The organism is Pantoea sp., assembly GCF_039594315.1.
GTDB lineage: Bacteria > Pseudomonadota > Gammaproteobacteria > Enterobacterales > Enterobacteriaceae > Pantoea.
Map to the genome: position 1 here is coordinate 43,562 of NZ_JBCNNP010000015.1, position 24,820 is coordinate 68,381.

Genomic DNA, 24,820 nt, shown 5'->3' on the forward strand with positions numbered 1-24,820 from the left:
TGTTGCAGCGCCGAAACGCTGCTTCGCTTACAGGCGTCGATTATGACGATTTACGCACGCGCAGATACCATTCGCACAGCAAACGCACTTGCTTGCGGGTATAGCCTTTTTCCATCATGCGATCGACAAAATCATCGTGTTTTTTCTGCTCGTCCGTTGAAGTCTTGGTATTGAACGAAATCACTGGCAGCAACTCTTCGGTGTTTGAGAACATTTTCTTCTCAATTACCGTGCGCAGTTTTTCGTAACTGGTCCAGTTCGGATTACGACCGCTATTTTGCGCGCGTGCACGCAGCACAAAGTTGACGATCTCGTTACGGAAATCTTTCGGGTTACTGATCCCGGCCGGTTTCTCGATTTTCTCCAACTCGGCATTCAGTGATTCACGGTCAAACAACTGGCCGGTGTCCGGATCGCGATACTCTTGATCCTGAATCCAGAAGTCAGCGTAAGTTACATAGCGATCAAAGATGTTCTGGCCGTATTCGGAGTAGGACTCCAGATAAGCGGTTTGAATCTCTTTGCCAATGAACTCCGCATATTTCGGAATCAGATAACCTTTCAAGTGCTCCAGATACTTCTCGGCCAAATCTTGCGGGAATTGTTCGCGCTCGATCTGCTGCTCCAGCACGTAGAAAAGATGTACTGGGTTAGCTGCCACTTCGGCATGGTCGAAGTTGAACACGCGTGACAAGATCTTAAAGGCGAAGCGGGTTGAAAGGCCGTTCATCCCTTCATCGACGCCAGCATAGTCGTGATATTCCTGCCAGGATTTCGCCTTCGGATCGGTATCCTTCAGGCTCTCGCCATCATAGACGCGCATTTTGGAGTAGATGCTGGAGTTTTCTGGCTCTTTCAAACGCGACAGGATGGAGAAGCGTGCCAGCGTTTCCAGTGTACCCGGCGCGCATGGCGCTGTGGTCAACTCACTGTGATCCAGCAATTTGTTGTAGATCTTGATCTCTTCCGAAACGCGTAAGCAATACGGCACTTTGACGATGTAAACACGGTCAAGGAACGCCTCATTGTTCTTGTTGTTACGGAAAGTCACCCATTCTGATTCATTCGAGTGCGCCAGAATGATGCCGTTAAATGGCAGGGCAGAAATCCCTTCAGTACCGTTATAGTTACCTTCCTGCGTGGCGGTCAGCAGCGGATGCAGCACTTTGATTGGTGCTTTAAACATCTCGACGAATTCCATCACACCTTGGTTGGCACGGCACAAAGCACCGGAATAACCGTACGCATCAGGATCGTTCTGCGCGTGATTTTCCAGTTTACGGATGTCCACTTTACCTACCAGCGCGGAGATATCCTGGTTGTTCTCATCGCCTGGTTCGGTTTTGGCAATCGCCACCTGTTCCAGAATCGATGGCCACACTTTCACCACTTTGAAGCGGGTGATATCGCCGCCAAATTCATGCAGGCGTTTCGCCGCCCACGGCGACATGATGGTGCCGAGATAACGCCGCGGCACGCCATACTCTTTTTCCAGAATATTGGCGTCTTCCTGCGGGTTGAACAGGCAAAGAGGATGATCGTTTACCGGGCTGCGCTCGCCGTCAGCGCTCAACACATAGATTGGCACGCGCTGCATCAGCGCTTTCAGCCGTTCGGCCAGTGAGGATTTACCGCCACCGACGGGACCCAGTAAATAAAGAATCTGTTTCTTCTCTTCCAGACCCTGCGCGGCGTGTTTCAGGTAGGAAACGATTTGCTCAATCGCTTCTTCCATACCGTAAAACTCTTCAAAGGCAGGATAGCGTCCCATGACGCGGTTGGAAAAGATGCGGGAAAGGCGTGGCTCTTGCGCAGTGTCAACCATCACCGGCTCACCGATAGCCATTAATAGTCGTTCGGCAGCGTTGGCATATGCACTGCGATCCTGTTTACAGATGGCGAGGAATTCCTGTAGTGAGAATTCTTCGTCCTTGGCAGCTTCATAACGCTGACGATAGTGATCGAATATGTTCATAGCGATGCCCGTCCTTTCGTTTTTAGCACAGGTAAAGGAGCGTAATAAAAAGGTCTAGCAGCTCCCGGAAGATATTCTTTATTGAGTACAGCAACCCTTATGCCAACCTGACGTTTTTTTATCGGGATACACAATTCCTATGGTTACTCTGCTCGTACAAAAAGTCTCGTCTTACATTTAACTGTAGAAGGCATTCAGAAAATCTGCAGCCACTTTTCTCCTTATTTAGCGATATATCAATAACAAAGTCTCATAAGCACGGAGGCATTAAACCTAAGCATAGCGGCCTTTACGTCGCCTCAGATAATTCCGCCGGCCAGTAAGAACAGCATCATTAAACGTTAACCGATGGCTAAAATTTGGTTAGACTCTGCGTGTGATTGTTATATTAATGGACTGATTAAATTGTGAACCAATTCAAACTTAAAGCGCTTGCTCTGGCTATTCCTTGTTATTTTGCGGCGTTCGGCACTCATGCAGAACCCTTATCTCTCGGTGCATCGGTCATTTATGCAGAGTCACCTTATCGTGGTGGACAGGACCGTTACATTCCGGTTCCTGTCATTAATTATGAAGGCGAAAACTTCTGGTTCCGCAGCCTACAGGGCGGCTATTACCTGTGGAAAGATCCGCAGAATCAGCTGTCGCTGACGGTGCTGGGCTCGCCGCAGCAGTACGATCCTAAAGACAATGATTTGGGCGACATGAAAGGGTTGGATAAGCGCCGTATGACGCTGATGGCCGGTGCCAGCTATCGCCATGTTGCTGATTGGGGCATTGTGCGCACTGCGCTGCTCGGTGACGTATTGAATAACAGCAACGGCATGTTATGGGATATCACTTATTTGTATCGCTTTGATTTCGGTGCCTTCAGCTTAACGCCAGGCATCGGTGCGTTGTGGAACAGCGCCAATCAAAACCGCTACTACTACGGCGTTTCTTCACATGAAAGCGCGCGTACCGGCATCGCCGAGTATCATCCTGATGATAGCTGGTCACCGTACGTTGAGATGAACGCCAGCTACCAAATCAGTGATAGCTGGAATGCCAGCCTTTCGGGTCGTTATACCCAGTTCGCCAGCGAAATCAAAGACAGTCCGATGGTCGACAAAAGCGGCCAGTTCACATTATGGACCGGTGTCAGTTACACCTTCTAATAATGAAATCCAACGCCTCGCAATGAGGCGTTTTTATTACATTGCACCAATAACGCGCCCCACAATGGAGCAGAAGGAGGAGTGATGAAGACCATTACATTTCATGGTGAAGACGCATTACCCGCAATCGGTCAAGGTACCTGGTACATGGGCGAAAATGCTGCGCTGCGTAATCAGGAAGTGACGGCATTACAGGCGGGATTGGATCTTGGATTAAAAGTGATTGATACGGCCGAAATGTACGCTGAAGGTGGCGCTGAACAGATCGTTGGTGAAGCGCTACGCGGACGCCGCGATCAAGCTTGGTTAGTGTCGAAAGTTTATCCGTGGAACGCCGGTGAAATGGACGCAGTTGAAGCGTGTGAACGCAGTTTACGTCGTCTGCAAACCGATTATCTCGATCTCTATTTGTTGCACTGGCGCGGTGATGTGCCGTTGGAAGAGACGATTCGCGCCATGGAGTCCTTGCAGCAGCAAGGAAAAATCCGCCATTGGGGCGTATCCAATTTTGATCGCGACGATATGCTGGAATTGTGGAATGAGCCGGGCGGGAACGCGTGTTTAACCAATCAAGTGCTTTACCATCTGGCTTCGCGCGGGATTGAATATGATTTGCTGCCTGAATCTCAGCAACGCGCTATGCCAATCATGGCGTATTGCCCATTAGCACAAGCCGGACGTCTGCGTCAGTCGCTTTTTGAAGACGCAAAGTTGCAGCAAATTGCACAACAGAAGGGCATTAGCGTGGCGCAGTTAATGCTGGCTTGGGTAATTCGACAACAAGGTGTGTTGGCCATTCCTAAAGCCAGCAGCATCGCGCATGTGCAACAAAATGCCGCGGCATTGAACATCCAACTCAATAACGATGAGCTCGCCATCATTGATCGCGCATTCCCAGCACCGCAGCACAAAACGGCGCTGGATGTGGTTTAGCGACGCCGCAGCGTCGCTGTAATATCACTTATTGACGACGCGAAGTGTGGTTCCCAAACGTGCTGGGGATTCGCCGGTGCTTTTCAGCGGCTTACTAATACGCGCGGTTTCTACGCAAACCATGGTTTTGTAGCCTTCATTGGCCATGTCCGCCATGCTGCATGATAATTCTGGACCTGGATTCCACGTGACAACGTCACTTTGATAATGGTGATAAACTTCGATTTGACGTTTACCCGCTTTATCATGGATCACGTTGCAATCATCCGCGGCGGTATGCACACGATCGACACGGCTCGAGTATGTTTGCTTACCGTCAGAAGACGTACCAATTTCGTTGCTATTGACCTTATCGATGTAAATATTACCCAATCCGCTCACTTCAACTTGCGCAATATCCGCAATCTGGAAGTAGGTGTGCAAAGCGGCGGTAGCTTCATAATCACCATAAGCTTCTAATTCAATCTCACAGTGTTCGGCAATGCGGAAACGGGCGAGCAGGGTGAAATCATGTGGCCAGAGCTTCTTGGTGTGGGCGTTGCTTTCTAAGGTGAAAGTCAGCATCACTGCTTCGTCATTCTCATCATGTGCGGTCAGCGTCCACGGCAAATTGCGGGCAAAACCATGAGCAGGCTCGCCAGCAGGGCCAAACCACGGCCAACAGATCGGCACGCCACCACGTATCGCTTTACCGGAAGTAAATGGCGTTTTCTCACTGAGCCAGATAACTGGCTGCTGTCCGCTGGGTTGCCAGGACAGCAAATGTGCACCTTGCAGCGCAATCGCCGCGCGTACCTTAGGATGGCTGATCACCACAATCGGCAAATCGCCCAGTTGGCGCTGAGACAAATACGGGGTGATTTGGTTTACTACCGGCAGAGTATAGAGCGTATCTTGCATTGTCAGACCTTCTCATCATCCAGTCGAAAAAAAAGGGGCGACCGAAGTCACCCCTTGTCTGTTCACAGGTTAGCTTACTTAGAAGCAACGAGTGCAATCAGGTCCAGAACCTTGTGTGAGTAACCTGTTTCGTTATCGTACCAGGAAACCAGTTTCACAAAGTTGTCGTTCAGAGCGATACCTGCTTTAGCATCGAATACTGAAGTCAGGGTTTCGCCGTTGAAATCGGTAGAAACCACATCGTCTTCGATGTAACCCAGAACGCCTTTCATTTTGCCTTCTGACTCAGCTTTGATCACTGCACAAATTTCTTTGTAAGTGGCTGGTTTTTCCAGACGTACAGTCAGGTCAACAACAGAAACGTTTGGAGTAGGAACGCGGAACGCCATACCAGTCAGTTTACCGTTCAGCTCTGGCAGAACTACGCCTACAGCTTTAGCTGCACCGGTAGAAGATGGGATGATGTTCTGAGCAGCGCCACGACCGCCGCGCCAGTCTTTGTGAGACGGGCCATCAACAGTTTTCTGAGTAGCGGTAGTTGCGTGAACGGTGGTCATCAGGCCTTCAACGATACCGAAGTTGTCGTTGATGACTTTAGCCAGCGGTGCCAGGCAGTTAGTGGTGCAAGACGCGTTAGAAACGATGTCCTGGCCTTCATATTTGTCGAAGTTTGCACCACGAACAAACATTGGGGTCGCATCTTTAGATGGACCAGTCAGAACCACTTTCTTCGCGCCAGCGGTGATGTGTTTACGTGCAGTTTCGTCGGTCAGGAAGATACCGGTTGCTTCAGCAACAACGTCAACACCCACTTCGTCCCACTTCAGATTAGCCGGGTCTTTCTCAGCGGTAACACGGATTTTCTTACCGTTAACAATCAGTGCACCGTCTTTAACTTCTACAGTGCCATCAAAGCGACCGTGAGTAGAGTCATACTTCAGCATGTAAGCCATGTAATCGGCGTCGAGCAGATCGTTGATCGCGACGATTTCGATGTCAGAACGCTGCTGTGCAGCACGGAAAACGATGCGACCGATACGGCCAAAACCGTTGATACCTACTTTGATAGTCATATATTCCACCAGCTATTTGTTAGTGAATAAAAGGTTGGCTGTAAAATTACAAAAACCTTACCAGGCGTCAAGCGGAATCGTGTCAATTGTTGCGACAGGTCAATTCCAACGCCAGGAATAATTCGTTGCGCAACCGCTTGCGCAGCACCCTTATTGCGCGCCTATGTTACGCCGAATGCGGGCTAAAAAGGGATGAGATTTGCAAAGGGTGATCAGCGTCACAAAATCGCGCTGTGGATGATCAGCCGAAAGCGTTAGCACGAAAAAAGACCCGATAAATGTTGATCGTTTGTTAGAATACTAGTCGATTTTTTCAGAATGACACTCCGGAACTCAAAATGGCTAAAGACACCGCACCCGAGGCAAAAATTGCGCAGCTTTCCGAAATGCAGCGCTACGTAACTCAGCATCGTGGAACGGAACCTCCGTTTTCTGGCGCCTTGCTGCATAACAAGCAAGAAGGGATTTACCACTGCCTGGTTTGCAACTCTCCGCTGTTCCTCTCCGAAACCAAATACGATTCCGGTTGCGGCTGGCCAAGCTTCTATCAACCTTTCAATGACGAAGCGATTCGCTATCTGGAAGATGACTCGCATGGCATGCATCGTGTTGAAATTCGTTGCGGTAATTGTGATGCGCATTTGGGGCATGTGTTCCCGGATGGCCCGCAGCCCAGCGGTGAACGTTATTGCGTGAACTCAGCCTCGTTGAATTTCACTGACGAGCAGGGCAACCAGCAAGAGGGTTGAGCATGAAACAAGAATTGGAAGCGATGCTAGCAGCGATGACGCCGGAAGTGTACGAGCGGTTAGCGACGGCGGTTGAAATCGGAAAATGGCCAGATGGCGTGGCGCTGACACAAGAGCAAAAGGACAATTGCCTGCAACTAGTGATGCTGTGGCAAGCGCGTCACAACGACGATCCGCAACATATGTCCATCGGTAAAGGTGGCGATATGGTGACCAAATCGAAGAAACAACTTAAAGAAGAGTTCGGAATCGAGCCGGATGTCACGCGGATTAACTTGCATTGAGCAGTAAAAAGGCTGGTTCTCACCAGCCTTTTTTCAGATTAATACCGCACCTTGCGCAGCCATCTGCTTGAACGCCGTTTCGCTGTCATCAGGATTGAGATTCACGCCGCGGCAGCCTTCTTTAACTACCTCAACGTTGTAACCCAATTCCAGCGCATCCAGCACGCTGTATTTTACGCAGTAATCGGTGGCAATCCCCAACATGACTAAGTCGCTGATGCCGCGCTCACGCAGCCAGCTATCGAGTTCAGTCTTACGGCGATGGCCGTTGTCAAAAAACGCGCTGTAGCTATCAACGTCTGCATCGCCGCCTTTGTGGAACACGGCGTCAATCAAGCTGCGATCGAGGTCAGGATGGAAATCCGCTCCGACAGAGTTTTCAATGCCATGATCGGGCCACCAGATTTGCGCCAAGCCGTTGAGCTCACCCAGCGTATACACCGGTTCGCCAGAGATTGAAGCAAAGCTGCCGTGGTTGGCTGGATGCCAATCTTGCAAGGCCACCACACATTCACCCCGGTCGCGGAACGCACGCGCAAAGCGATTTGCTACCGCGACCGTTTGGTCACCATCACGCACCGCCATTGGGCCGCCGGGGCAAAAATCGTTCTGAATATCGATAATTATCAATGCCCGCTTCATTACTTTCGCTCCGTATCAATCTTCAGTCAGTTCGCCGCGTAAATTCTGCTGCATTTTGGCACGAATTTCGGCGCTGGTGAGGTTCTGGCTCAACAAAAAGTGGAGTTTTGTTAACGTCGCCTCAACAGTCAGGTCAAAACCGCTGACCACGCCGGCGTGTTCCAGCGCATTACCGGTGGCGTAGCCACCCATATTCACTTTGCCTGACATGCATTGCGTCAGATTCACTACCACGATGCCACGCTCGCTGGCGTCGTGCAGTTCGGCCAGAAATTCAGCATTTTGCGGCGCGTTACCCACGCCGTAAGAACGCAGAATCAAGGCTTTCACCGGTTGACGCAGGAAGTTGCGCACCACGTCGGCGGAAATGCCCGGATAAATGGTCACCACACCAATTGGCTGCGGAGTAATTGGATGCACAATCAGTTCGCCTTGGCCTTGCGGTGCAGGCGGAGTATTGAGGCGACGAATATGAATGCCGGCTTCCAGCAGTGGAGACAAGTTCGGCGAAGCGAAAGCATTGAAGCCATCGGCATGCGCTTTGGTGGTGCGGTTGCCGCGGAATAGCGTGTTGTTAAAGAACAGTGCCACTTCGTTAATCGGATAATTTGCCGCGACATACAGCGAGTTCAGCAGGTTTTGCTGACCATCGGAGCGCAATTCCGCCAGCGGAATTTGTGAGCCGGTCACAATCACCGGTTTGGCAAGATTTTCCAGCATGAATGACAGCGCTGACGCGGTGAACGCCATGGTGTCGGTGCCGTGCAGAATGACAAAGCCGTCGTACAGGTGGTAGTTCTGCTGAATATCATTGGCAATCGATTGCCAATCCTGCGGCGTCATGTCCGAAGAATCCATCAATGGCTGATATTCATGAATGGTAAATGCAGGCATTTCAGGTCGATGGAATTCTGGCATGTTCGCCAACTGCTGCTGTAAATGACCTGAAACCGGAATGTAGCCTTGCGCCGAGCGTTGCATCCCGATGGTGCCGCCTGTGTAGGCTACATAGATATTTTTCTTTTGCATGAAGAAACTCAGACTTGCCTTAAAACGCGCAGTATAAGTGGATTGCGAACGAAAAGCAGCCCGACCAGCGGCCGGGCTGTAAAGATTAGCGTACGTTGCCGCAGTTGAGGCAGAAAGCGTAGCGGTTTTGCGGATCGTTGAGGTTATTGAGCAGTCCAGGTTGCTGTTTAACCGCGCTCATGACATCTAACATGGGCGCCGGCAACCAAACTTTCAGAGCTGCGGGCAATACCGCTTGCGCTGATGCGTTCATCTGGTTCAGCAGCAAATCAATCACGCCCGGATCATCTTGATACCAACTCAGTTGCGCCTTATCGACTTTCGCCAGTTCGGCGGCTTTCGCCACCGCATCGTCAAAGTCACCCAACGCATCGACTAAGCCATTGGCTTTCGCATCGCTGCCGGTCCACACGTGACCTTGCGCGATGGCATTGATTTGCTCTGGCGTTTTGTGGCGCGAGGCTGCAACCAAACCAACAAAGTTGCGATAGCCATTTTCGATGGTCATCTGCATCAATTGTTGCACTTCAGTTGGCAGAGCTTTGGTGGTCGCCACATCCGCCAATGGCGAGGTTGCCACGCCATCAGTGTGCACACCAATGCTGTTCAGGCTGTTTTCGACCGTGTTAATCACGCCAAAGATACCAATGGAACCGGTCAAGGTGCTTGGTGCGGCAACAATGTAGTCGGCTGGCGTTGAAATCCAGTAACCACCGGATGCTGCCATGCCGCCCATTGAAACCACCACCGGTTTGCCGGCATCATGCGCTGCCGCCAACTCTTCACGAATGGCTTCTGAAGCGGTCACGCTGCCGCCGGGGCTGTTCACGCGCAGTACAATCGCTTTAATTTTTGGATCCAGGCGTGCATCGCGAATCTGTGCCGCAGTGGTATCGCCGCCGACATTACCGGCGCTTTCTTCACCATCCATAATCGCACCGCTGGCAAGAATGACCGCGATATTGCCATCCTGACTTTGCGGCGGTTGTTTAACGGTGTAATCATAAATGCTGACGTTACGATAATCGTTATTCGCCTTATCCCAGCCAAAGGTTTTCACCAATTCCTGGTCGGCAGCGGCACGCGTATCCAGCTTATCCACCAGCTTATTGTTCAGCGCATACTTGGCGGTATCGCCATCAACGGCTTGTAATCCGCTAATCACGCCAGCCGCGCCCGGGAACAACTGATCGGCGGTAATCTGACGATTGGCTGCAACCGTGTTTAAGTAGTTCTGCCAAAGCTGGCCAACCCAACGTCCATCAGCATCACGCGCCTCTGGCGACATATCATCACGCAGGAACGGTTCAACCGCAGATTTGTAGGTGCCAACACGGAAGACGTGCGAGTTGACCTTCAGCTTGTCCAGCAAGGATTTGTAGTAAAGCCCGTTAGTGGCGAAACCGTGCAAATCCACGGTGCCTTGTGGCGACAAGTAAACTTTATTAGCGTAGCTGGCGATGTAGTATTGCGCCTGGCTGTAGCTGTCGCCAATTGCGTAAATCGGTTTGCCCGCATCGCGGAATTCACGCAGCGCTTTGCCGACATATTGCAATGAAGGCTGATCGCCGCCAGCGAAATCGCGCAGTTCTAACACAATGCCGGTAATGTTTTTGTCGGTTTTCGCCTGGCGAATCGCGTCCACCACATCGAACAACGAGTTCTCTTGCAGACGATCGCTACTGGAACCTAACAACTGGCGGCTGATACGACTCAGACGATTGCTGACGGAAGGTTTATCAACCAGCACGCCGCTCAGATCGATTTTCAGTGCGCCTTGTTGCACCGGTTCACTGCTGTTTGAACTGGACACTTGCAGCCAGATCCCGACGCCTGCAAGGATCAAAACAATAAGAAATAAATTAAGAATAAATTCCCGAATAAAATTCAGTACCCGCCAGCTCCAGTGGAACAGACCGGAAATAATTCGCCACAATGTGCGCATAAACTCTCCATATTCACGTAGCAGGGCAGCCAGCACGTGCTCTGCCCCGATGTCGGGTTCATCCTAAAGAGCGGCGTGCGAAATGTCAGCAGGAAATCGCGCCAGACTGTTACAAAAGATCCCGCTGTGCCAGGATTAGCCCACGCTTTTTTATTCACGGGAGAAGAATAATGGATGCATTGGACTTATTGGTTAATCGTCGTTCAGCTTCACGTTTGGCCGAACCGGCACCTGCGGGTGAAGCCCTGCAAAATATTCTGCATGCAGGCTTACGCGCACCGGATCACGGCACGATGCAGCCGTGGCGTTTCGTGATTGTTGAGAATGAAGGACGCGAACGTTTCAGCCAGTTACTTGAGCAAGCCGCGCGTGAAAGCCAACTTGATGAGAAAGCGATCGACAAAGCCACTTCTGCGCCATTTCGTGCGCCGATGATCATCACCGTCGTCGCGCGTTGCGAAGAAAACGCCAAAGTGCCGCACTGGGAACAACTGATTTCAGCCGGCTGCGCAGTGATGGCGATGCAGATGGCTGCCGTGGCACAAGGATTCAATGGTATCTGGCGAAGTGGCCCGTGGACCGATCATGCGTTAGTTCGAGATGCCTTTGGCTGCCGCGAACAGGATGCGATTGTCGGCTTCCTTTATCTCGGCACACCACAATTGAAAGCCAATACCACAGTGGTCGCACCCGACACTGCTGAGTTTGTCAGTTATTTCTGACAGACAGCGGCGAGCTTTTGCGGCAGGTTATGCGTCGTTGCAGAGATTGCACATAGCCTGTGCGAAAGATCGAGGTTAGGTCGTGCAACACTTACCACCAACTGTCAGCCAGGCTAACATAGCGCCTTCTGATCAGCGCATAAGGAAGCCGCCATGAGTGAACCTCTTCGTCTGACGCAATACAGCCACGGTGCTGGTTGCGGCTGCAAAATTTCGCCGCAGGTGTTGGAAACCATTCTGCGTAGTGAATTAACGCCGTTTCACGATCCTCAACTTTTAGTTGGCAATGAAACGCGTGACGATGCCGCAGTCTATGATCTCGGCAACGGTACCGCGGTAGTAAGCACGACAGATTTCTTCATGCCGATCGTTGATGATCCTTTTACCTTTGGCCGCATCGCCGCTACCAATGCTATTAGTGATATTTATGCCATGGGCGGGAAACCGATCATGGCGATCGCGATCTTAGGTTGGCCAGTGAATGTGCTGAGCCCAGAAGTGGCGCAGCAAGTGGTTGAAGGTGGCCGCGCGGCTTGTCAGGCCGCAGGCATCGCGCTGGCGGGCGGTCACTCGATTGACGCACCAGAACCGATTTTTGGCCTGGCGGTAACAGGCATTGTGGATGTGGCGCGCGTAAAGAAAAACAGTGCGGCACAAGCTGGTTGCCAGTTGTTTCTCACTAAACCGCTGGGCATTGGCATTCTCACCACGGCTGAGAAAAAAGGTCTTTTGCGGCCGGAACATCAGTCGCTGGCGGCTGATGTGATGTGCCAACTGAACCAGGCAGGCGCAGAATTTGCCAAACTAAACGGTGTTAGCGCCATGACCGATGTGACAGGTTTCGGTTTGCTCGGACACTTGAGTGAAATCTGCCTCGGTTCAGGATTACGAGCTGAAGTGATTGCCGCTCAGGTGCCGCGCCTCGCAGGTGTGGACGACTATATCGCGGCAGGCGCGGTGCCGGGCGGCACCAGCCGTAATTTTGCCAGTTATGGTGAACATATTTCGCCGTTGGATGATGCCACGCGCGCACTGTTGTGCGATCCGCAAACGTCCGGTGGCCTGTTGGTTGCGGTTCAACCCGGTGAGATAGAAGAATTTCAATGCTGCGCGCTGCAAGCTGGCGTTCAAGCCACAGCAATTGGCGAATTATTTAACGCCGAATCCGATCTTCCCCTGATTACTGTAGTCACCTGACGTTAAGGAACGACGCCATCCATGCGTTTGTTTATTGCCGAAAAACCCAGCTTAGCGCGTGCGATTGCTGATGTGTTGCCGAAACCACACCGACGTGGTGACGGCTATATTGCCTGCGGCAATGACCAGGTTGTGACCTGGTGTGTTGGACACTTACTCGAACAGGCGCAGCCTGACAGTTATGACAGCCGCTACGCGCGCTGGAATCTGGCCGATTTGCCGATCATTCCAGAGAAGTGGCGTTTGCAGCCGCGTCCTTCCGTCGCCAAGCAATTGAAAGTCATTGAAGGCTTGTTGCAACAAGCCAGTATGGTGGTGCACGCAGGCGACCCCGATCGTGAAGGTCAGTTGCTGGTGGACGAAGTGCTGGATTACCTGCAACTGGCTCCCGAGAAAAGAAAAACCGTTCAGCGCTGCCTGATTAACGATCTCAATCCTTCCGCTGTCGAGCGCGCAGTCGGGCGTTTACGTGAAAACCGCGAGTTCATCCCGTTGTGCGTTTCCGCGCTGGCGCGCGCGCGTGCCGATTGGCTATACGGCATCAATATGACGCGAGCCTTTACCTTGCTAGGCCGTAATGCCGGCTACGATGGCGTACTGTCGGTCGGGCGGGTGCAGACGCCGGTACTGGGCTTAGTGGTGCGGCGTGATGAAGATATCGAGAACTTCATTCCTAAAGACTATTTTGAAGTCAAAGCACATATCGTCACGCCAAAAGAGGAGCGCTTTGTCGCCAGCTGGGTGCCAAGCGATGCGTGCGAGCCGTGGCAGGATGAAGAAGGTCGCTTGCTGCATCGTCCGCTGGCCGATCATGTGCTTGAACGTATCAACGGCAAACCGGCGTTGGTTACCGGCTATAACGACAAACGCGAATCCGATACGGCGCCGTTGCCGTTTTCTCTTTCTGCGCTGCAAATTGAAGCCGGTAAACGCTTTGGGCTTAGCGCGCAGAATGTGCTGGATTGCTGCCAGCGTCTGTACGAAACCCATAAACTGATCACCTATCCGCGTTCTGATAGCCGTTATCTGCCCGATGAGCATTTTGCGGGTCGGCATGCGGTTTTAAACGCGATTCAGGCACATCAACCCAATCTGACGCCGCCCGCTGATTTCAATCCCGATCAAAAAAACCGCTGCTGGGACGACAAAAAAGTTGACGCGCACCACGCGATTATTCCCACGGCGCGCGCCAGCAAGGTCAGCCTTAGCGATAATGAGGCTAAGATCTATGAACTGATCGCCCGGCAATATCTGATGCAATTCTGCCCGGATGCGATATTCCGTAAATGTGTCATCGATCTTGAAATCGGCGGGGGGAAATTCATCGCTAAGGCGCGTTTCCTGGCGGAAGCGGGTTGGCGTGCATTGTTAGGCAGTAAAGAGCGCGATGAAGATAATGACGGCACGCCGCTGCCGGTAGTGAGCAAAGGGGATGAGCTGCTGTGTGAGCGCGGCGAAGTGCTGGCTAAGCAAACGCAGCCGCCGCGTCCATTTACCGATGCCACATTACTTTCTGCCATGACTGGCATTGCGCGCTTCGTGCAGGATAAAGAATTAAAGAAAGTTCTGCGTGCAACCGATGGATTAGGTACGGAGGCGACGCGAGCAGGCATTATTGAATTATTGTTCCGTCGTACATTCCTGGTGAAGAAAGGTCGCTATATTCACTCAACAGAGGCGGGCAGGGCGCTGATCCATGCGCTGCCGGAAATGGCGGCGCGCCCCGATATGACGGCGCATTGGGAATCAACGCTAACGCGGATTAGCGAAAAATCCTGCCGTTATGATGAGTTTATGCAACCGCTAGTCAGCACCTTGATTGGTCTGATCGGTGAAGCGCGGCAGCGCCCATCGTTGCAAGCGTTTCGCGGCCTGGCTGCGCCAGCCTCTAAAAAGAAAGCAAAACCGAAATCGACTCGACGCAAAACCAAGGAGACAGAGTGATGCGTAATACCATGATGTTGTTAAGCATACTGCTGTTGTGCAGCACTTCCGCGCTGGCAAATCGCCAACCGGAAAACAATCGCGGTGGCAATACAGACGTGGTGGTGGATATGCCACCTGAAGTGTGGACGCAAGGACAAAACAATCAACAAAGTAATTGCATGCAGTGCTGCACTTATGAAAATCGTAGCTACTCAGAAGGCGCAGTGGTTAAGGCTGAAGGTGTGCTGTTGCAGTGTGGGCGTGATGACAAAGTGTTAGGAACGAATCCGCTAATCTGGAAAATCATCAAATAAAAATGCGTGGCGTTAACACGCCACGCAGCTTCATCAAAACTGGAACGTTGACCAAACCGGCGCGTGATCTGACGGTTTCTCCATGCTACGAATGTCGTAGTCGATGCCACTTTCAATACAGCGCGAGGCCAATGGCTGACTGGCCAGCAACAGATCGATGCGCAGACCGCGGTTATCATCAAAACCTTTCGAGCGGTAATCAAACCAAGAGAAACGATCGTTAGTCTCAGGGTATTTAGCACGCCACGTATCTACCAATCCCCACTGCAATAGGCGGTCCATCCATTCACGCTCTTCAGGCAGGAACGAACATTTGCCGGTGCGCAGCCAGCGCTTGCGATTATCTTCACCGATGCCGATGTCGAAATCAGTGCTGCTGATGTTCATGTCACCCATGATCAACACTGGCTTATCGACAGCGAGTTGTTGCTCAAGATAATCCTGCAAATCGCGATAGAACTTCTCTTTAGCCGGGAACTTGGTGGGATGGTCACGGCTTTCTCCCTGCGGGAAATAGCCATTGATTACCGTGATAGCGCCAATCGGGCTAGGAATTTCCGCCATGATTAAGCGGCGCTGGGAATCCTCGTTATCGCCTGGAAAACCGCGACTCACTTTAATCGGTTCGGCTTTGGTCAGCAGTGCGACACCGTAATGGCCTTTTTGCCCGTGATAAAACACGTGATAACCCAACTTGCTGACATCTTCGAGCGGGAACATGTCGTCATGTACTTTGGTTTCTTGCAAGCCGATAACATCCGGTTGATGCTGTTCAACCAGCGCTTCAAGTTGGTGTGGGCGCGCACGCAAACCATTGATGTTGAAAGAGACAAATTTCATTTCGCTGCCATTTTTATCCGCAAAAGGTTGGCAGGATGGTAACGAGTTTTACTGCAAAAGTCATGGTGTGAATCGGGAGGTAATAACGATTAAAGCGAGTGGAATAAACAGGAGTAGTGCAAGGATGGTGGTGGGAGAAGGATTCGAACCTTCGAAGTCTGTGACGGCAGATTTACAGTCTGCTCCCTTTGGCCGCTCGGGAATCCCACCGGGGATATTTTTGCATTGTGGCTTTAAAAACAGACGATTCAGATGGTGGTGGGAGAAGGATTCGAACCTTCGAAGTCTGTGACGGCAGATTTACAGTCTGCTCCCTTTGGCCGCTCGGGAATCCCACCACTGGCCTGAATCATTGCGTCTTAAAGCGGGGCGCATCATACCAAATGCGCCTGGCCTGTAAAGCGCTGTCAGGTAAAATAAAAATCGTTCGCCCACTTTTTAGGCGTGGCGCTGAAGAGTTGTGCAATTCAGCGCCGAAGTGATTAAAGAATAATCGTGCGGTTGCCGTAAACGAACACGCGCTGGCCCAACACTTTGTATAACGCGCGGCTCAAAACGTTTTTCTCTACATCACGTCCCGCGCGCATCATCTCTTCTGCGGTGTAGCTGTGATCGACGTTGATGACGTCCTGCATGATGATTGGACCTTCATCGAGGTTGTCATTCACGTAGTGCGCGGTCGCACCGATGATTTTTACGCCGCGTTCATAAGCTTGATGATATGGGCGCGCACCGATAAAGGCGGGCAAGAAAGAGTGGTGGATGTTGATGATCTGATTTGGGTAGCGCTGCACAAATGCTGGCGTCAACACGCGCATGTATTTAGCCAGCACGACGTAATCAGGCTGATAGCGGTCAATTTCATCCGCCATACGGTTGTCATGCTCTTCACGCGTGTGGCCTTCGTGGCTCACCAACACAAACGGAATATCAAAACGCTCTACCAGCGATCGCAACGTTTCATGGTTACCAATGACCGCTGCAATCTCCATATCGAGACCACCAAACGCGCTTTTCATTAGCAAGTCGCCCAGGCAATGCGCCTCTTTGGTCACCAGAATCACCACACGGCGACGGCCTGCGCTCTGCAACTCACGCACGGAACCGGCTGGCAATGCGCCATCTAAATCAGCGAGCAAAGTATTGTCGTTAAAAATACCTTCTAACTCGGTGCGCATGAAAAAGCGCCCGGTGCGGTGATCGACAAACTCATTGTTTTGTACAATGTTAAGTTCGTGCTTGTAGCAAATGTTGGTGATTTTAGCGATGAGACCTTTCGCATCAGGGCAAATGGTACGTAATACTTTTCGTTGGATGGTTTGCGCTTGCATCTCGATCAGAGTCCTGTCAAAGCGATGAATGGTAAAGCCGTTGTGCATACCCGTCATACTTTGAGTTGCAGCTGCGTTGGCTGCGTGTGCTCACCCCAGTCACTTACTTTTGTAAGCTCTTGGGGATTCACCCACTTGCCGCCTTACTGCAACTCAAATTATTTAGGGTTTATCTGTCCAGATTAGCCACAACATTTTTTGTATTTTTTATCGGAGCCACAAGGACAGCGATCGTTACGTCCCAACTCAGGCGTTGTTCCGTCAACATAGTACCAGCGTTGATCCTCGCGAAGAAAGCGCGAACATTCATAGATCGCTGAAGTCCGGCCTTTTTCGAGGTATCGCGCAAAAAACGTTACAAACGCTTCATTCTCATGGCTTCCATGATTACAACGAGTTACATTCAGACCAAGCCATTCAGTGCCGGAAAAACTTTCGGATAATAACGTCTCAAGATCGGCCACGCGTTTACTGGGGTGCCAGGTTTCAGCCAACCACGCCGCATTCTTCATGACATAAGCGCTATAACGTGAACGCATTAATTGTTCAGCGCTGGCGGGGATTGTCTGGCCATCCAGATAGGGTTGGCAACATAGGCTATACTCCTTTCCGCTGCAGCAAGGGCACTTTTCAGACACGTCATCTCCTGGAAGTGATTAAAGTAAATTAAAGCGTGCGCTATGTTAGCCGACTGTCAGGCGTGATGCTATGTACCAAACCCATCACGAGGTGAGATGAGAAAAGTAAAGATTGGGCTGGCATTGGGTTCAGGTGCCGCTAAAGGCTGGTCGCACATTGGTGTAATTAATGCGCTAGAACGGGCTGGCATTGAAATCGACGTGGTTGCAGGCTGCTCTGTAGGCGCGCTGGTCGGCTCAGCCTACGTTAATGGCCGGCTCGGCGTGATGGAAAAGTGGGTCAGCGCGTTCCGTTATTGGGATGTCATCCGCTTGATGGATCTCTCCTGGCAACGCGGCGGATTGCTGCGCGGAGATCGCGTGTTTAGCCACATCCGCGAGCTGATACCCAATGAACTGATTGATGACTGCAAGAAACCATTCGGTGTAGTTGCAACCAATTTGAGCACCGGGCGAGAAGTGTGGTTAACCGAAGGTGATTTACATCAGGCAGTGCGTGCTTCTTGTAGTATGCCAGGCTTGTTACCACCCATTGCCTACAACGGTTATTGGCTGGTGGATGGCGCAGTGGTTAATCCGGTGCCTATTTCGTTAACGCGAGCCTTGGGTGCAGATATCGTCATTGCTGTTGATTTGCAGCACGACGCGCATTTGATGCAGCAAGATCTGCTGTCAGTAACGCCACAAAGTGGTGAAGAAGCGGCGGCGGCAGAAGCGCTGAGCTGGGGTAAAAAATTGCGCCAACGCCTCATCGGCATGACGCAGCGCCGCGCTAATCAAACGCCAGGTGCGATGGAGATCATGTCGACATCGATCCAGGTTTTGGAAAATCGCCTAAAACGAAATCGCATGGCAGGCGATCCGCCGGATGTGCTTATCCAGCCGTTTTGTCCGCAAATTTCTACTTTGGACTTTCATCGTGCAGAAGAAGCCATCGCGGCAGGTAAAGCCGCTGTTGAGAAAAAAATGGATGAACTATTACCGCTGGTCCGTGGCAGATAGTCTGGTTGTTCATTCACCGAAGTTGTTACTTCAGTCAATTCTGAAAGGCACAACTGCATTTTATGAACCACTATTGAAATATCTGGTACGCAGGGGGAGAGAATGGAAAAACCGCTAATCGGCAAAAAGATACTCATTGTCGAAGATGAGGTCGTTTTCCGTTCATTGATCGACAACTTATTGACGCATTTGGGCGCCAGCACGCTGGAGGCTGGCGATGGTTTGGATGGTTTAACCTTGCTGTCCGCGCAATCAGTGGATTTGGTGATTTGCGATCTCGAAATGCCACGCATGGGCGGCATTCCCTTTGTTGAGCGCATCCGCAGTCGCGGCAATAATGTGCCGATCCTAATTATCTCAGCTACGCAAAATATGGCGGACATTGCCCATGTTTTACGGCTTGGTGTGCAAGATGTATTGCTTAAGCCGTTGAAAAACCTTGAGCGTTTTCGCGAAGCGGTGTTTGAATGCCTTTATCCCTCCATGTTCACGTCGAAAGTGGAGGAGGATGAACAGCTTTTTCAGGATTGGGATGCGTTGGTCAGCGATCCTACGGCGGCATCAAAATTACTTAAACAATTACAACCGCCAGTACAGCAGACAATTGCAAATTGTCGCATCAATTATCGCCAGTTGACGATGGCTGAGCAGCCGGGGCTGGTGCTGGATATTGCCGCTCTCTCTGAAAACGATCTGGCTTTCTATTGCCTGGATGTGACTCGCGCGGGAGATAATGGTGTGCTTGCTGCGCTGTTATTACGTGCGTTATTTAACGGTTTGCTACAGGAACAACTCTCCGGACAAAAGCAACGATTGCCTGAATTAAATGGGCTGTTGCGGCAGGTTAACATGCTGCTACGTCAAGCCAATCTCAGCGGCCAATTTCCACTGTTGGTCGGCTATTACCATCGGCAATTAAAAAACCTGATTTTGGTTTCCGCCGGGCTCAACGCGACTTTGCACATTAATACCCACCAGATTCAACTCAGTAATGGCGTGCCGCTTGGTACTATGGGCAGCACGCATCTTAATCAAATCAGCCAACGTGCCGATGCCTGGCAATGCCACATTTGGGGTGCCGGCGGCAGGCTTCGTCTGATGCTTTCAGCTGAAGAATGACCCATCAGATTTAAATTTTTCGCGGGTTGAAGACAGGGCCAAAGCTAAGCTTTACACTTGGGTAATAGTCTTAAATTCCGCGGATTAACTCCATCCAGGATAAATCCGTCTGATAGTAACTGGTATACTCATTTCGTTTTTAAACCGACATATCAAGTATTAACTTGAACGGCCTATTAAGAGAGGTATTTAGATGTCTGCCTATAAGACTAAAGTAAAAAAAGCGGTAATCCCTGTTGCAGGTCTTGGTACGCGTATGCTGCCTGCGACTAAAGCTATTCCAAAAGAGATGTTACCGCTGGTCGATAAGCCGTTGATCCAGTATGTCGTGAATGAGTGTATTGCTGCAGGCATTAACGAAATTGTACTGGTTACCCACTCTTCTAAAAACGCCATCGAAAACCACTTTGATACCAGTTTTGAGCTGGAATCTATGCTGGAAAAACGTGTTAAGCGTCAGCTGTTGGATGAAATCCAATCTATTTGCCCGCCACACGTAACTATTATGCAGGTTCGTCAGGGTATCGCGAAAGGTTTGGGCCACGCGGTAATGTGCGCACATCCACTGATCGGTGATGAGCCATTTGCCGTAATCCTGCCAGACGTAATCATCGACGAATACGAATCTAATCCAGCAACAGAAAACCTGGCAGAAATGCTGGCGCGCTATGAAGAGAGCGGCCGTAGCCAGATCATGGTTGAGCCAGTTGCTGACGTGACTGCTTACGGTGTGGTTGACTGCCAGGGCGCAGATATTGGTCCGCGTGAAAGCGCGCCAATGGTGGGTGTGGTTGAGAAACCAAAAGCTGCTGAAGCACCTTCAAACCTGGCAGTAGTGGGTCGTTACGTGCTGTCTGCAGAAATCTGGCCACTGCTGGCGAAAACCCCTCCGGGCGCAGGCGGCGAAGTTCAGTTGACTGACTCCATTGCTATGCTGATGGAAAAAGAAACCGTTGAAGCTTATCACCTGACCGGTGTTAGCCACGACTGCGGTAACAAACTGGGTTACATGCAAGCATTTGTTGAGTACGGCGTTCGCCATCCAGTATTGGGTAAAGATTTCACCCAATGGCTCGAAGGCGCGGTAGGCAACAAAAAGTAACTCAATAAACACAGGATAATTCAATGAAAGTCACTGTATTTGGTATCGGCTATGTCGGTCTGGTTCAGGCTGCGGTGTTGGCCGAAGTCGGACATGACGTTCTCTGTATTGATGTCGACGAAAAGAAAGTCGAAAACTTAAAGAAAGGCCACATTCCGATTTTTGAACCGGGCCTGACACCGCTGGTAATGTCGAATTACGAGTCGGGTCGTCTCAAGTTCAGCACCAATGCGGAAGAAGGCGTAAATCATGGCGTAATGCAGTTCATCGCTGTGGGTACACCACCCGATGAAGACGGTTCTGCCGACCTGAAATATGTGACTGCGGTTGCGCGCACTATTGCGCAGCACATGAGCGATCATAAAGTTGTTATCGACAAATCTACGGTACCGGTGGGTACTGCAGATCGCGTTCGTGCGGTAATGACTGAAACTCTGCAAAAGCGCGATGTTAATATCGCCTTTGATGTCGTTTCAAATCCGGAATTCCTGAAAGAAGGTGCTGCGGTTAGTGACTGTATGCGTCCGGAGCGCATCGTTATTGGTACCGATAATGAAGACGTTGTTGAGCTGCTTCGTGAACTTTATGAGCCGTTTAACCGTAATCACGATCGTATGATTTTGATGGATATTCGCAGCGCTGAGCTGACTAAGTATGCGGCTAACTGCATGCTGGCCACCAAAATCAGCTTTATGAACGAAATTTCCAACCTGGCAGAACGTTTGGGAGCCGACGTTGAGAAAGTGCGCCAGGGGATTGGTTCAGATTCCCGTATCGGTTATCACTTCATCTATCCAGGTTGTGGTTACGGTGGTTCATGTTTCCCAAAAGACGTGCAGGCACTGATTCGTACTGCTGAGTCAATCGGTTACACGCCACGTTTGCTGCAAGCGGTAGAAGATGTCAACGATTCACAGAAGAACAAGTTGCCAAGCTTTATCAAGCGCCATTTTGGCGACGACCTGCGCGGCAAAACGTTTGCTCTCTGGGGACTGGCGTTTAAACCAAACACTGACGATATGCGTGAAGCATCAAGCCGTGTGCTGATGGAAACCTTGTGGGAAGCCGGTGCGACAGTGCAGGCATTTGATCCAGAAGCAATGGATGAAGCACAGCGAGTTTACGGCCATCGCGACGATTTGAAGTTGATGGGTACCAAAGAAGCGGCGCTGCAAGGCGCAGATGGCTTAGTCATCTGTACTGAATGGCAAAACTTCCGTGCGCCAGATTTCGATGTCATCAAATCCGCGTTAAAACAACCCGTGATTTTTGATGGTCGTAACCTGTATGATCCAGAGCGTATCAGCAAACGCGGCTTTACGTATTATGCAATCGGCCGCGGAGCGTCAATTCAAATCGTAGAATAATGAGGGATGTATGAAGTTTCTGGTCACAGGCGCGGCAGGTTTTATTGGTTTTCACGTAAGTCAGCGCTTGCTGGCGGCCGGTCACCAGGTTGTAGGTATCGACAATCTGAATGACTATTATGATGTCAGCCTTAAACAAGCTCGCTTAGATCAGATTACGCAACATCCTGATTTTATTTTTGTAAAAATGGACCTGGCGGATCGCCAGGCCATTTCTTCTTTATTTTCCGAACATGCATTTGAGCGCGTTATTCATTTAGGCGCACAAGCAGGAGTACGTTATTCCATCGCTAACCCGCATGCTTATGCGGAAGCCAACTTGATCGGACATCTCAATATTCTTGAGGGTTGTCGTCATCATAAAATTGGCCACCTCTTATATGCTTCATCCAGTTCCGTCTATGGATTGAATAGTAAAATGCCTTTCTCAACGGACGATTCCGTTGACCATCCGGTCTCTCTCTATGCGGCGACCAAAAAAGCTAACGAATTGATGTCGCACAGTTACTCCCATTTGTACCAATTACCCACAACGGGATTACGCTTTTTCACCGTGTATGGTCCTTGGGGCCGCCCGGATATGGCGCTGTTTAAATTTACCCGTGCGATGTTGGCCGGTGAATCGATTGATGTTTACAACAATGGTCAAATGACGCGCGATTTTACCTATATTGATGATATTGCTGAAGCCATCGTCCGTTTGCAGGATGTTATTCCACTGCCAGATGATAAGTGGACGGTGGAAACCGGTTCAACCGCCAGCAGTTCTGCACCTTATAAGGTTTATAATATTGGCAATAGCCAGCCGACGAGTTTGATGACGTATATTCAATCACTTGAAAAGGCGTTGGGTATTGAGGCTAAGAAAAATATGTTGCCAATGCAACCCGGCGACGTGTTAGGAACCAGCGCAGATACGCAACCGCTCTATGATGCGATTAATTTCCGTCCGCAAACCGGAGTAGAGCAGGGCGTGCAACAGTTTGTTGATTGGTATCGTCACTTCTACCAACAATAAACGTACATAAAAAAAGGAAGCTAGATGCTTCCTTTTTTCTTACCTGGTCAAAAGTGAATGAGTTTTAACTCACCACAATCCGAAGCATCGAAACGATTACAATAAGAAATCGTCCAACTGTTTACCTTGTTCTTCAATTGCTTTTTTAATCATTGCTGGTGTGCGACCCTGGCCCGTCCACGTACGGTTTTCACCATTTTCGTCAACATAAGAATATTTAGCAGGACGTGCAGCACGCTTAGCTTTGCCCGGTGCTTTGGTTTCAGAAAGCGCTTGTAATAACTCATTAGGATCGATGCCGTCGGCAATCAGCATCTCGCGATACTGCTCCAGTTTACGGGTACGCTCCGCGTTTTCCGCTTGCGCATGAGTATCTTCTTCACGACGCTCATTCACCACAACTTCGAGTTTTTCCAGCATCTCTTCTAACGTTTCCAGAGAGCATTCCCGAGCCTGCGCGCGCAATGTACGGATATTATTAAGAATTTTAAGTGCTTCGCTCATTGTCCTAATCTCAAAATATATTAAATGGAGTTGTTCTGCCGACTCATAATAGTGGTGCAAAAAAATAACTGCAATAGCCAGATTTAAAAGCAAAACGTAAAATAAAAAAATGGCTAACTTTTAGAAGGCAAGAGTAAATATAATTATTGAATCGGTAATCTTTTTTAGTTAAACCGAGTTTCAGGCCGTAAAGTTCCACACCAATCATTATGCTTCTTCCGGAATAGTAATGAATAAAGTTTAGCCATCATCTCTGCTTTATCAAAACGTGCTGTCTTTGACGTCTGCTGGAGATTTGACGCTTGCAGGTGAAGTTAATTTAAGCATTCGATAAAAACAATGCATCACTACAGTTATAAAGGTTTGTGATAAACTGCGGCGCATCAGATTTAGGCTGCGATGAGATTTTGCTTATGGCTCAACTTTATTTTTATTACTCAGCAATGAATGCGGGTAAATCAACAGCTTTGCTTCAGTCTTCCTATAACTATCATGAACGTGGCATGCGTTCGTTGGTGTACACTGCCGAAATTGATGATCGCTTTGGTGCCGGCAAAGTCAGTTCCCGAATTGGCCTGTCGTCTCCTGCATTTTTATATAACGCTGAAACGAAATTAGATCAGGAAATCGCCGATGAACACGCTAAACAACCGGTGCATTGTGTACTCGTTGACGAAAGCCAGTTCCTGACGCGTGAACAGGTTAAAGCGTTATCGGATGTCGTCGATAATCTTGATATTCCGGTTCTCTGTTATGGCTTACGCACCGATTTTCGTGGTGAGCTATTTGTTGGCAGTCAATATTTGCTGGCTTGGGCTGACAAGCTGGTTGAACTTAAAACCATCTGCCATTGTGGACGCAAAGCGAGCATGGTTTTGCGACTGGACGCGAGCGGCAAGCCCTTCAGTGAAGGTGAACAAGTGGTTATTGGCGGAAACGAACGTTATATTTCGGTGTGTCGCAAACATTATAAACAAGCGATAGACGAAGGTTCGTTGAAAGCGATATATGGATCACAGCCTCCTCAGGTCTAGCTCTCTAGCCGCATAAAAA

The 24,820-nt window shown here is 50.2% G+C and carries 24 protein-coding genes and 2 tRNA genes; 14 read left to right on the forward strand and 12 right to left on the reverse strand.

Features of this window, described 5'->3' with window-relative positions; all coding sequences use genetic code 11:
- Positions 1 to 40 precede the first annotated feature (40 nt).
- Entirely contained in the window at positions 41 to 1,975 is a 1,935-nt protein-coding gene (gene yeaG, locus ABDW13_RS11635; RefSeq protein WP_343552714.1) for a protein kinase YeaG, read from the reverse strand.
- Positions 1,976 to 2,382: 407 nt separating this feature from the next.
- On the opposite strand from yeaG, the gene ABDW13_RS11640 reads away from it, so the two are divergent.
- Together ABDW13_RS11640 and ABDW13_RS11645 are read left to right on the forward strand one after the other, a co-directional pair.
- Entirely contained in the window at positions 2,383 to 3,132 is a 750-nt protein-coding gene (locus tag ABDW13_RS11640; protein ID WP_343552715.1) for a MipA/OmpV family protein, read from the forward strand.
- Between the two features lie 84 nt (positions 3,133 to 3,216).
- The gene (locus ABDW13_RS11645) at positions 3,217 to 4,065 is read left to right on the forward strand and encodes an aldo/keto reductase (protein WP_343552716.1); all 849 of its coding nucleotides are present in this window, start codon (positions 3,217 to 3,219) and stop codon (positions 4,063 to 4,065) included.
- A 24-nt stretch (positions 4,066 to 4,089) separates the two neighbouring features.
- On the opposite strand, the gene ABDW13_RS11650 is transcribed toward ABDW13_RS11645, so the two are convergent.
- Complete coding sequence (locus ABDW13_RS11650) at positions 4,090 to 4,965, reverse strand: D-hexose-6-phosphate mutarotase (RefSeq protein WP_343552717.1); 876 nt, start codon at positions 4,963 to 4,965, stop codon at positions 4,090 to 4,092.
- A gap of 74 nt (positions 4,966 to 5,039) precedes the next feature.
- Entirely contained in the window at positions 5,040 to 6,038 is a 999-nt protein-coding gene (gapA, locus tag ABDW13_RS11655) for a glyceraldehyde-3-phosphate dehydrogenase (RefSeq protein ID WP_343552718.1), read from the reverse strand.
- Positions 6,039 to 6,376: 338 nt separating this feature from the next.
- Between gapA and msrB the strand changes: the two genes are divergently transcribed.
- Together msrB and ABDW13_RS11665 are read left to right on the forward strand one after the other, a co-directional pair.
- A complete protein-coding gene (gene msrB, locus ABDW13_RS11660; RefSeq protein WP_343552719.1) occupies positions 6,377 to 6,787 on the forward strand; it encodes a peptide-methionine (R)-S-oxide reductase MsrB in 411 nt (136 codons plus the stop codon).
- Between the two features lie 2 nt (positions 6,788 to 6,789).
- Positions 6,790 to 7,071: a DUF1315 family protein gene (locus tag ABDW13_RS11665; RefSeq protein ID WP_343552720.1), complete on the forward strand. Its 282-nt coding sequence runs from the start codon at positions 6,790 to 6,792 to the stop codon at positions 7,069 to 7,071.
- A gap of 33 nt (positions 7,072 to 7,104) precedes the next feature.
- Here the strand turns inward: ABDW13_RS11665 and pncA are convergent, their stop codons facing one another.
- From pncA to sppA, 3 genes are all read right to left on the reverse strand, one after another.
- On the reverse strand, positions 7,105 to 7,713 hold the full coding sequence (gene pncA, locus ABDW13_RS11670; RefSeq protein ID WP_343552721.1) for a bifunctional nicotinamidase/pyrazinamidase: 609 nt from the start codon (positions 7,711 to 7,713) through the stop codon (positions 7,105 to 7,107).
- Positions 7,714 to 7,728: 15 nt separating this feature from the next.
- Entirely contained in the window at positions 7,729 to 8,742 is a 1,014-nt protein-coding gene (ansA, locus tag ABDW13_RS11675; RefSeq protein ID WP_343552722.1) for an asparaginase, read from the reverse strand.
- Between the two features lie 85 nt (positions 8,743 to 8,827).
- Positions 8,828 to 10,687, reverse strand: coding sequence for a signal peptide peptidase SppA (gene sppA, locus ABDW13_RS11680; protein WP_343552723.1), 1,860 nt, complete (start codon positions 10,685 to 10,687; stop codon positions 8,828 to 8,830).
- Between the two features lie 170 nt (positions 10,688 to 10,857).
- Between sppA and ABDW13_RS11685 the strand changes: the two genes are divergently transcribed.
- The 4 genes from ABDW13_RS11685 (at position 10,858) to ABDW13_RS11700 (ending at position 14,846) form a co-directional block, all read left to right on the forward strand.
- Positions 10,858 to 11,409 (forward strand): NAD(P)H nitroreductase, encoded by a 552-nt coding sequence (locus tag ABDW13_RS11685; protein ID WP_343552724.1) that lies wholly within the window; start codon positions 10,858 to 10,860, stop codon positions 11,407 to 11,409.
- Between the two features lie 153 nt (positions 11,410 to 11,562).
- The gene (selD, locus tag ABDW13_RS11690) at positions 11,563 to 12,606 is read left to right on the forward strand and encodes a selenide, water dikinase SelD (RefSeq protein ID WP_343552725.1); all 1,044 of its coding nucleotides are present in this window, start codon (positions 11,563 to 11,565) and stop codon (positions 12,604 to 12,606) included.
- A 21-nt stretch (positions 12,607 to 12,627) separates the two neighbouring features.
- Complete coding sequence (locus ABDW13_RS11695; protein ID WP_343552726.1) at positions 12,628 to 14,550, forward strand: DNA topoisomerase III; 1,923 nt, start codon at positions 12,628 to 12,630, stop codon at positions 14,548 to 14,550.
- Positions 14,550 to 14,846 (forward strand): YnjH family protein, encoded by a 297-nt coding sequence (locus ABDW13_RS11700; protein WP_343552727.1) that lies wholly within the window; start codon positions 14,550 to 14,552, stop codon positions 14,844 to 14,846. The genes ABDW13_RS11695 and ABDW13_RS11700 overlap by 1 nt, the downstream gene beginning before the upstream one ends.
- Positions 14,847 to 14,879: 33 nt before the next feature.
- Here ABDW13_RS11700 and xthA read toward each other — a convergent pair whose 3' ends face one another.
- From xthA to ABDW13_RS11725, 5 genes are all read right to left on the reverse strand, one after another.
- Positions 14,880 to 15,686, reverse strand: coding sequence for an exodeoxyribonuclease III (xthA, locus tag ABDW13_RS11705; protein WP_343552728.1), 807 nt, complete (start codon positions 15,684 to 15,686; stop codon positions 14,880 to 14,882).
- 125 nt (positions 15,687 to 15,811) lie between these two features.
- A tRNA-Tyr gene (locus ABDW13_RS11710) sits at positions 15,812 to 15,896 on the reverse strand.
- A gap of 43 nt (positions 15,897 to 15,939) precedes the next feature.
- Positions 15,940 to 16,024, reverse strand: a tRNA-Tyr gene (locus ABDW13_RS11715).
- Positions 16,025 to 16,168: 144 nt separating this feature from the next.
- Positions 16,169 to 17,017: a formyltetrahydrofolate deformylase gene (gene purU, locus ABDW13_RS11720; protein ID WP_343552729.1), complete on the reverse strand. Its 849-nt coding sequence runs from the start codon at positions 17,015 to 17,017 to the stop codon at positions 16,169 to 16,171.
- 182 nt (positions 17,018 to 17,199) lie between these two features.
- Positions 17,200 to 17,655, reverse strand: coding sequence for a YchJ family protein (locus tag ABDW13_RS11725; RefSeq protein ID WP_343552730.1), 456 nt, complete (start codon positions 17,653 to 17,655; stop codon positions 17,200 to 17,202).
- A gap of 96 nt (positions 17,656 to 17,751) precedes the next feature.
- Here ABDW13_RS11725 and rssA point away from each other — a divergent pair, with 96 nt between their 5' ends.
- The 5 genes from rssA to ABDW13_RS11750 all read left to right on the forward strand — a co-directional run bounded on the left by rssA (position 17,752) and on the right by ABDW13_RS11750 (position 23,263).
- Positions 17,752 to 18,657: a patatin-like phospholipase RssA gene (gene rssA, locus ABDW13_RS11730; RefSeq protein ID WP_343552731.1), complete on the forward strand. Its 906-nt coding sequence runs from the start codon at positions 17,752 to 17,754 to the stop codon at positions 18,655 to 18,657.
- A 102-nt stretch (positions 18,658 to 18,759) separates the two neighbouring features.
- Positions 18,760 to 19,776, forward strand: coding sequence for a two-component system response regulator RssB (rssB, locus tag ABDW13_RS11735; protein ID WP_343552732.1), 1,017 nt, complete (start codon positions 18,760 to 18,762; stop codon positions 19,774 to 19,776).
- A 193-nt stretch (positions 19,777 to 19,969) separates the two neighbouring features.
- Positions 19,970 to 20,878 carry a UTP--glucose-1-phosphate uridylyltransferase GalU gene (gene galU, locus ABDW13_RS11740; RefSeq protein WP_343552733.1) on the forward strand — a complete coding sequence of 303 codons (909 nt, stop codon included), beginning with the start codon at positions 19,970 to 19,972 and terminating at the stop codon, positions 20,876 to 20,878.
- A 23-nt stretch (positions 20,879 to 20,901) separates the two neighbouring features.
- Positions 20,902 to 22,245, forward strand: a complete 1,344-nt coding sequence (locus ABDW13_RS11745) for a UDP-glucose/GDP-mannose dehydrogenase family protein (protein WP_343552734.1) — start codon at positions 20,902 to 20,904, stop codon at positions 22,243 to 22,245.
- Positions 22,246 to 22,255: 10 nt separating this feature from the next.
- Positions 22,256 to 23,263, forward strand: coding sequence for an NAD-dependent epimerase (locus ABDW13_RS11750; protein WP_343552735.1), 1,008 nt, complete (start codon positions 22,256 to 22,258; stop codon positions 23,261 to 23,263).
- A gap of 96 nt (positions 23,264 to 23,359) precedes the next feature.
- Here the strand turns inward: ABDW13_RS11750 and hns are convergent, their stop codons facing one another.
- The gene (gene hns / locus ABDW13_RS11755; RefSeq protein WP_343552736.1) at positions 23,360 to 23,767 is read right to left on the reverse strand and encodes a histone-like nucleoid-structuring protein H-NS; all 408 of its coding nucleotides are present in this window, start codon (positions 23,765 to 23,767) and stop codon (positions 23,360 to 23,362) included.
- A 413-nt stretch (positions 23,768 to 24,180) separates the two neighbouring features.
- Here hns and tdk point away from each other — a divergent pair, with 413 nt between their 5' ends.
- Positions 24,181 to 24,801 carry a thymidine kinase gene (gene tdk, locus ABDW13_RS11760; protein WP_343552737.1) on the forward strand — a complete coding sequence of 207 codons (621 nt, stop codon included), beginning with the start codon at positions 24,181 to 24,183 and terminating at the stop codon, positions 24,799 to 24,801.
- The last annotated feature ends 19 nt before the right edge of the window (positions 24,802 to 24,820 follow it).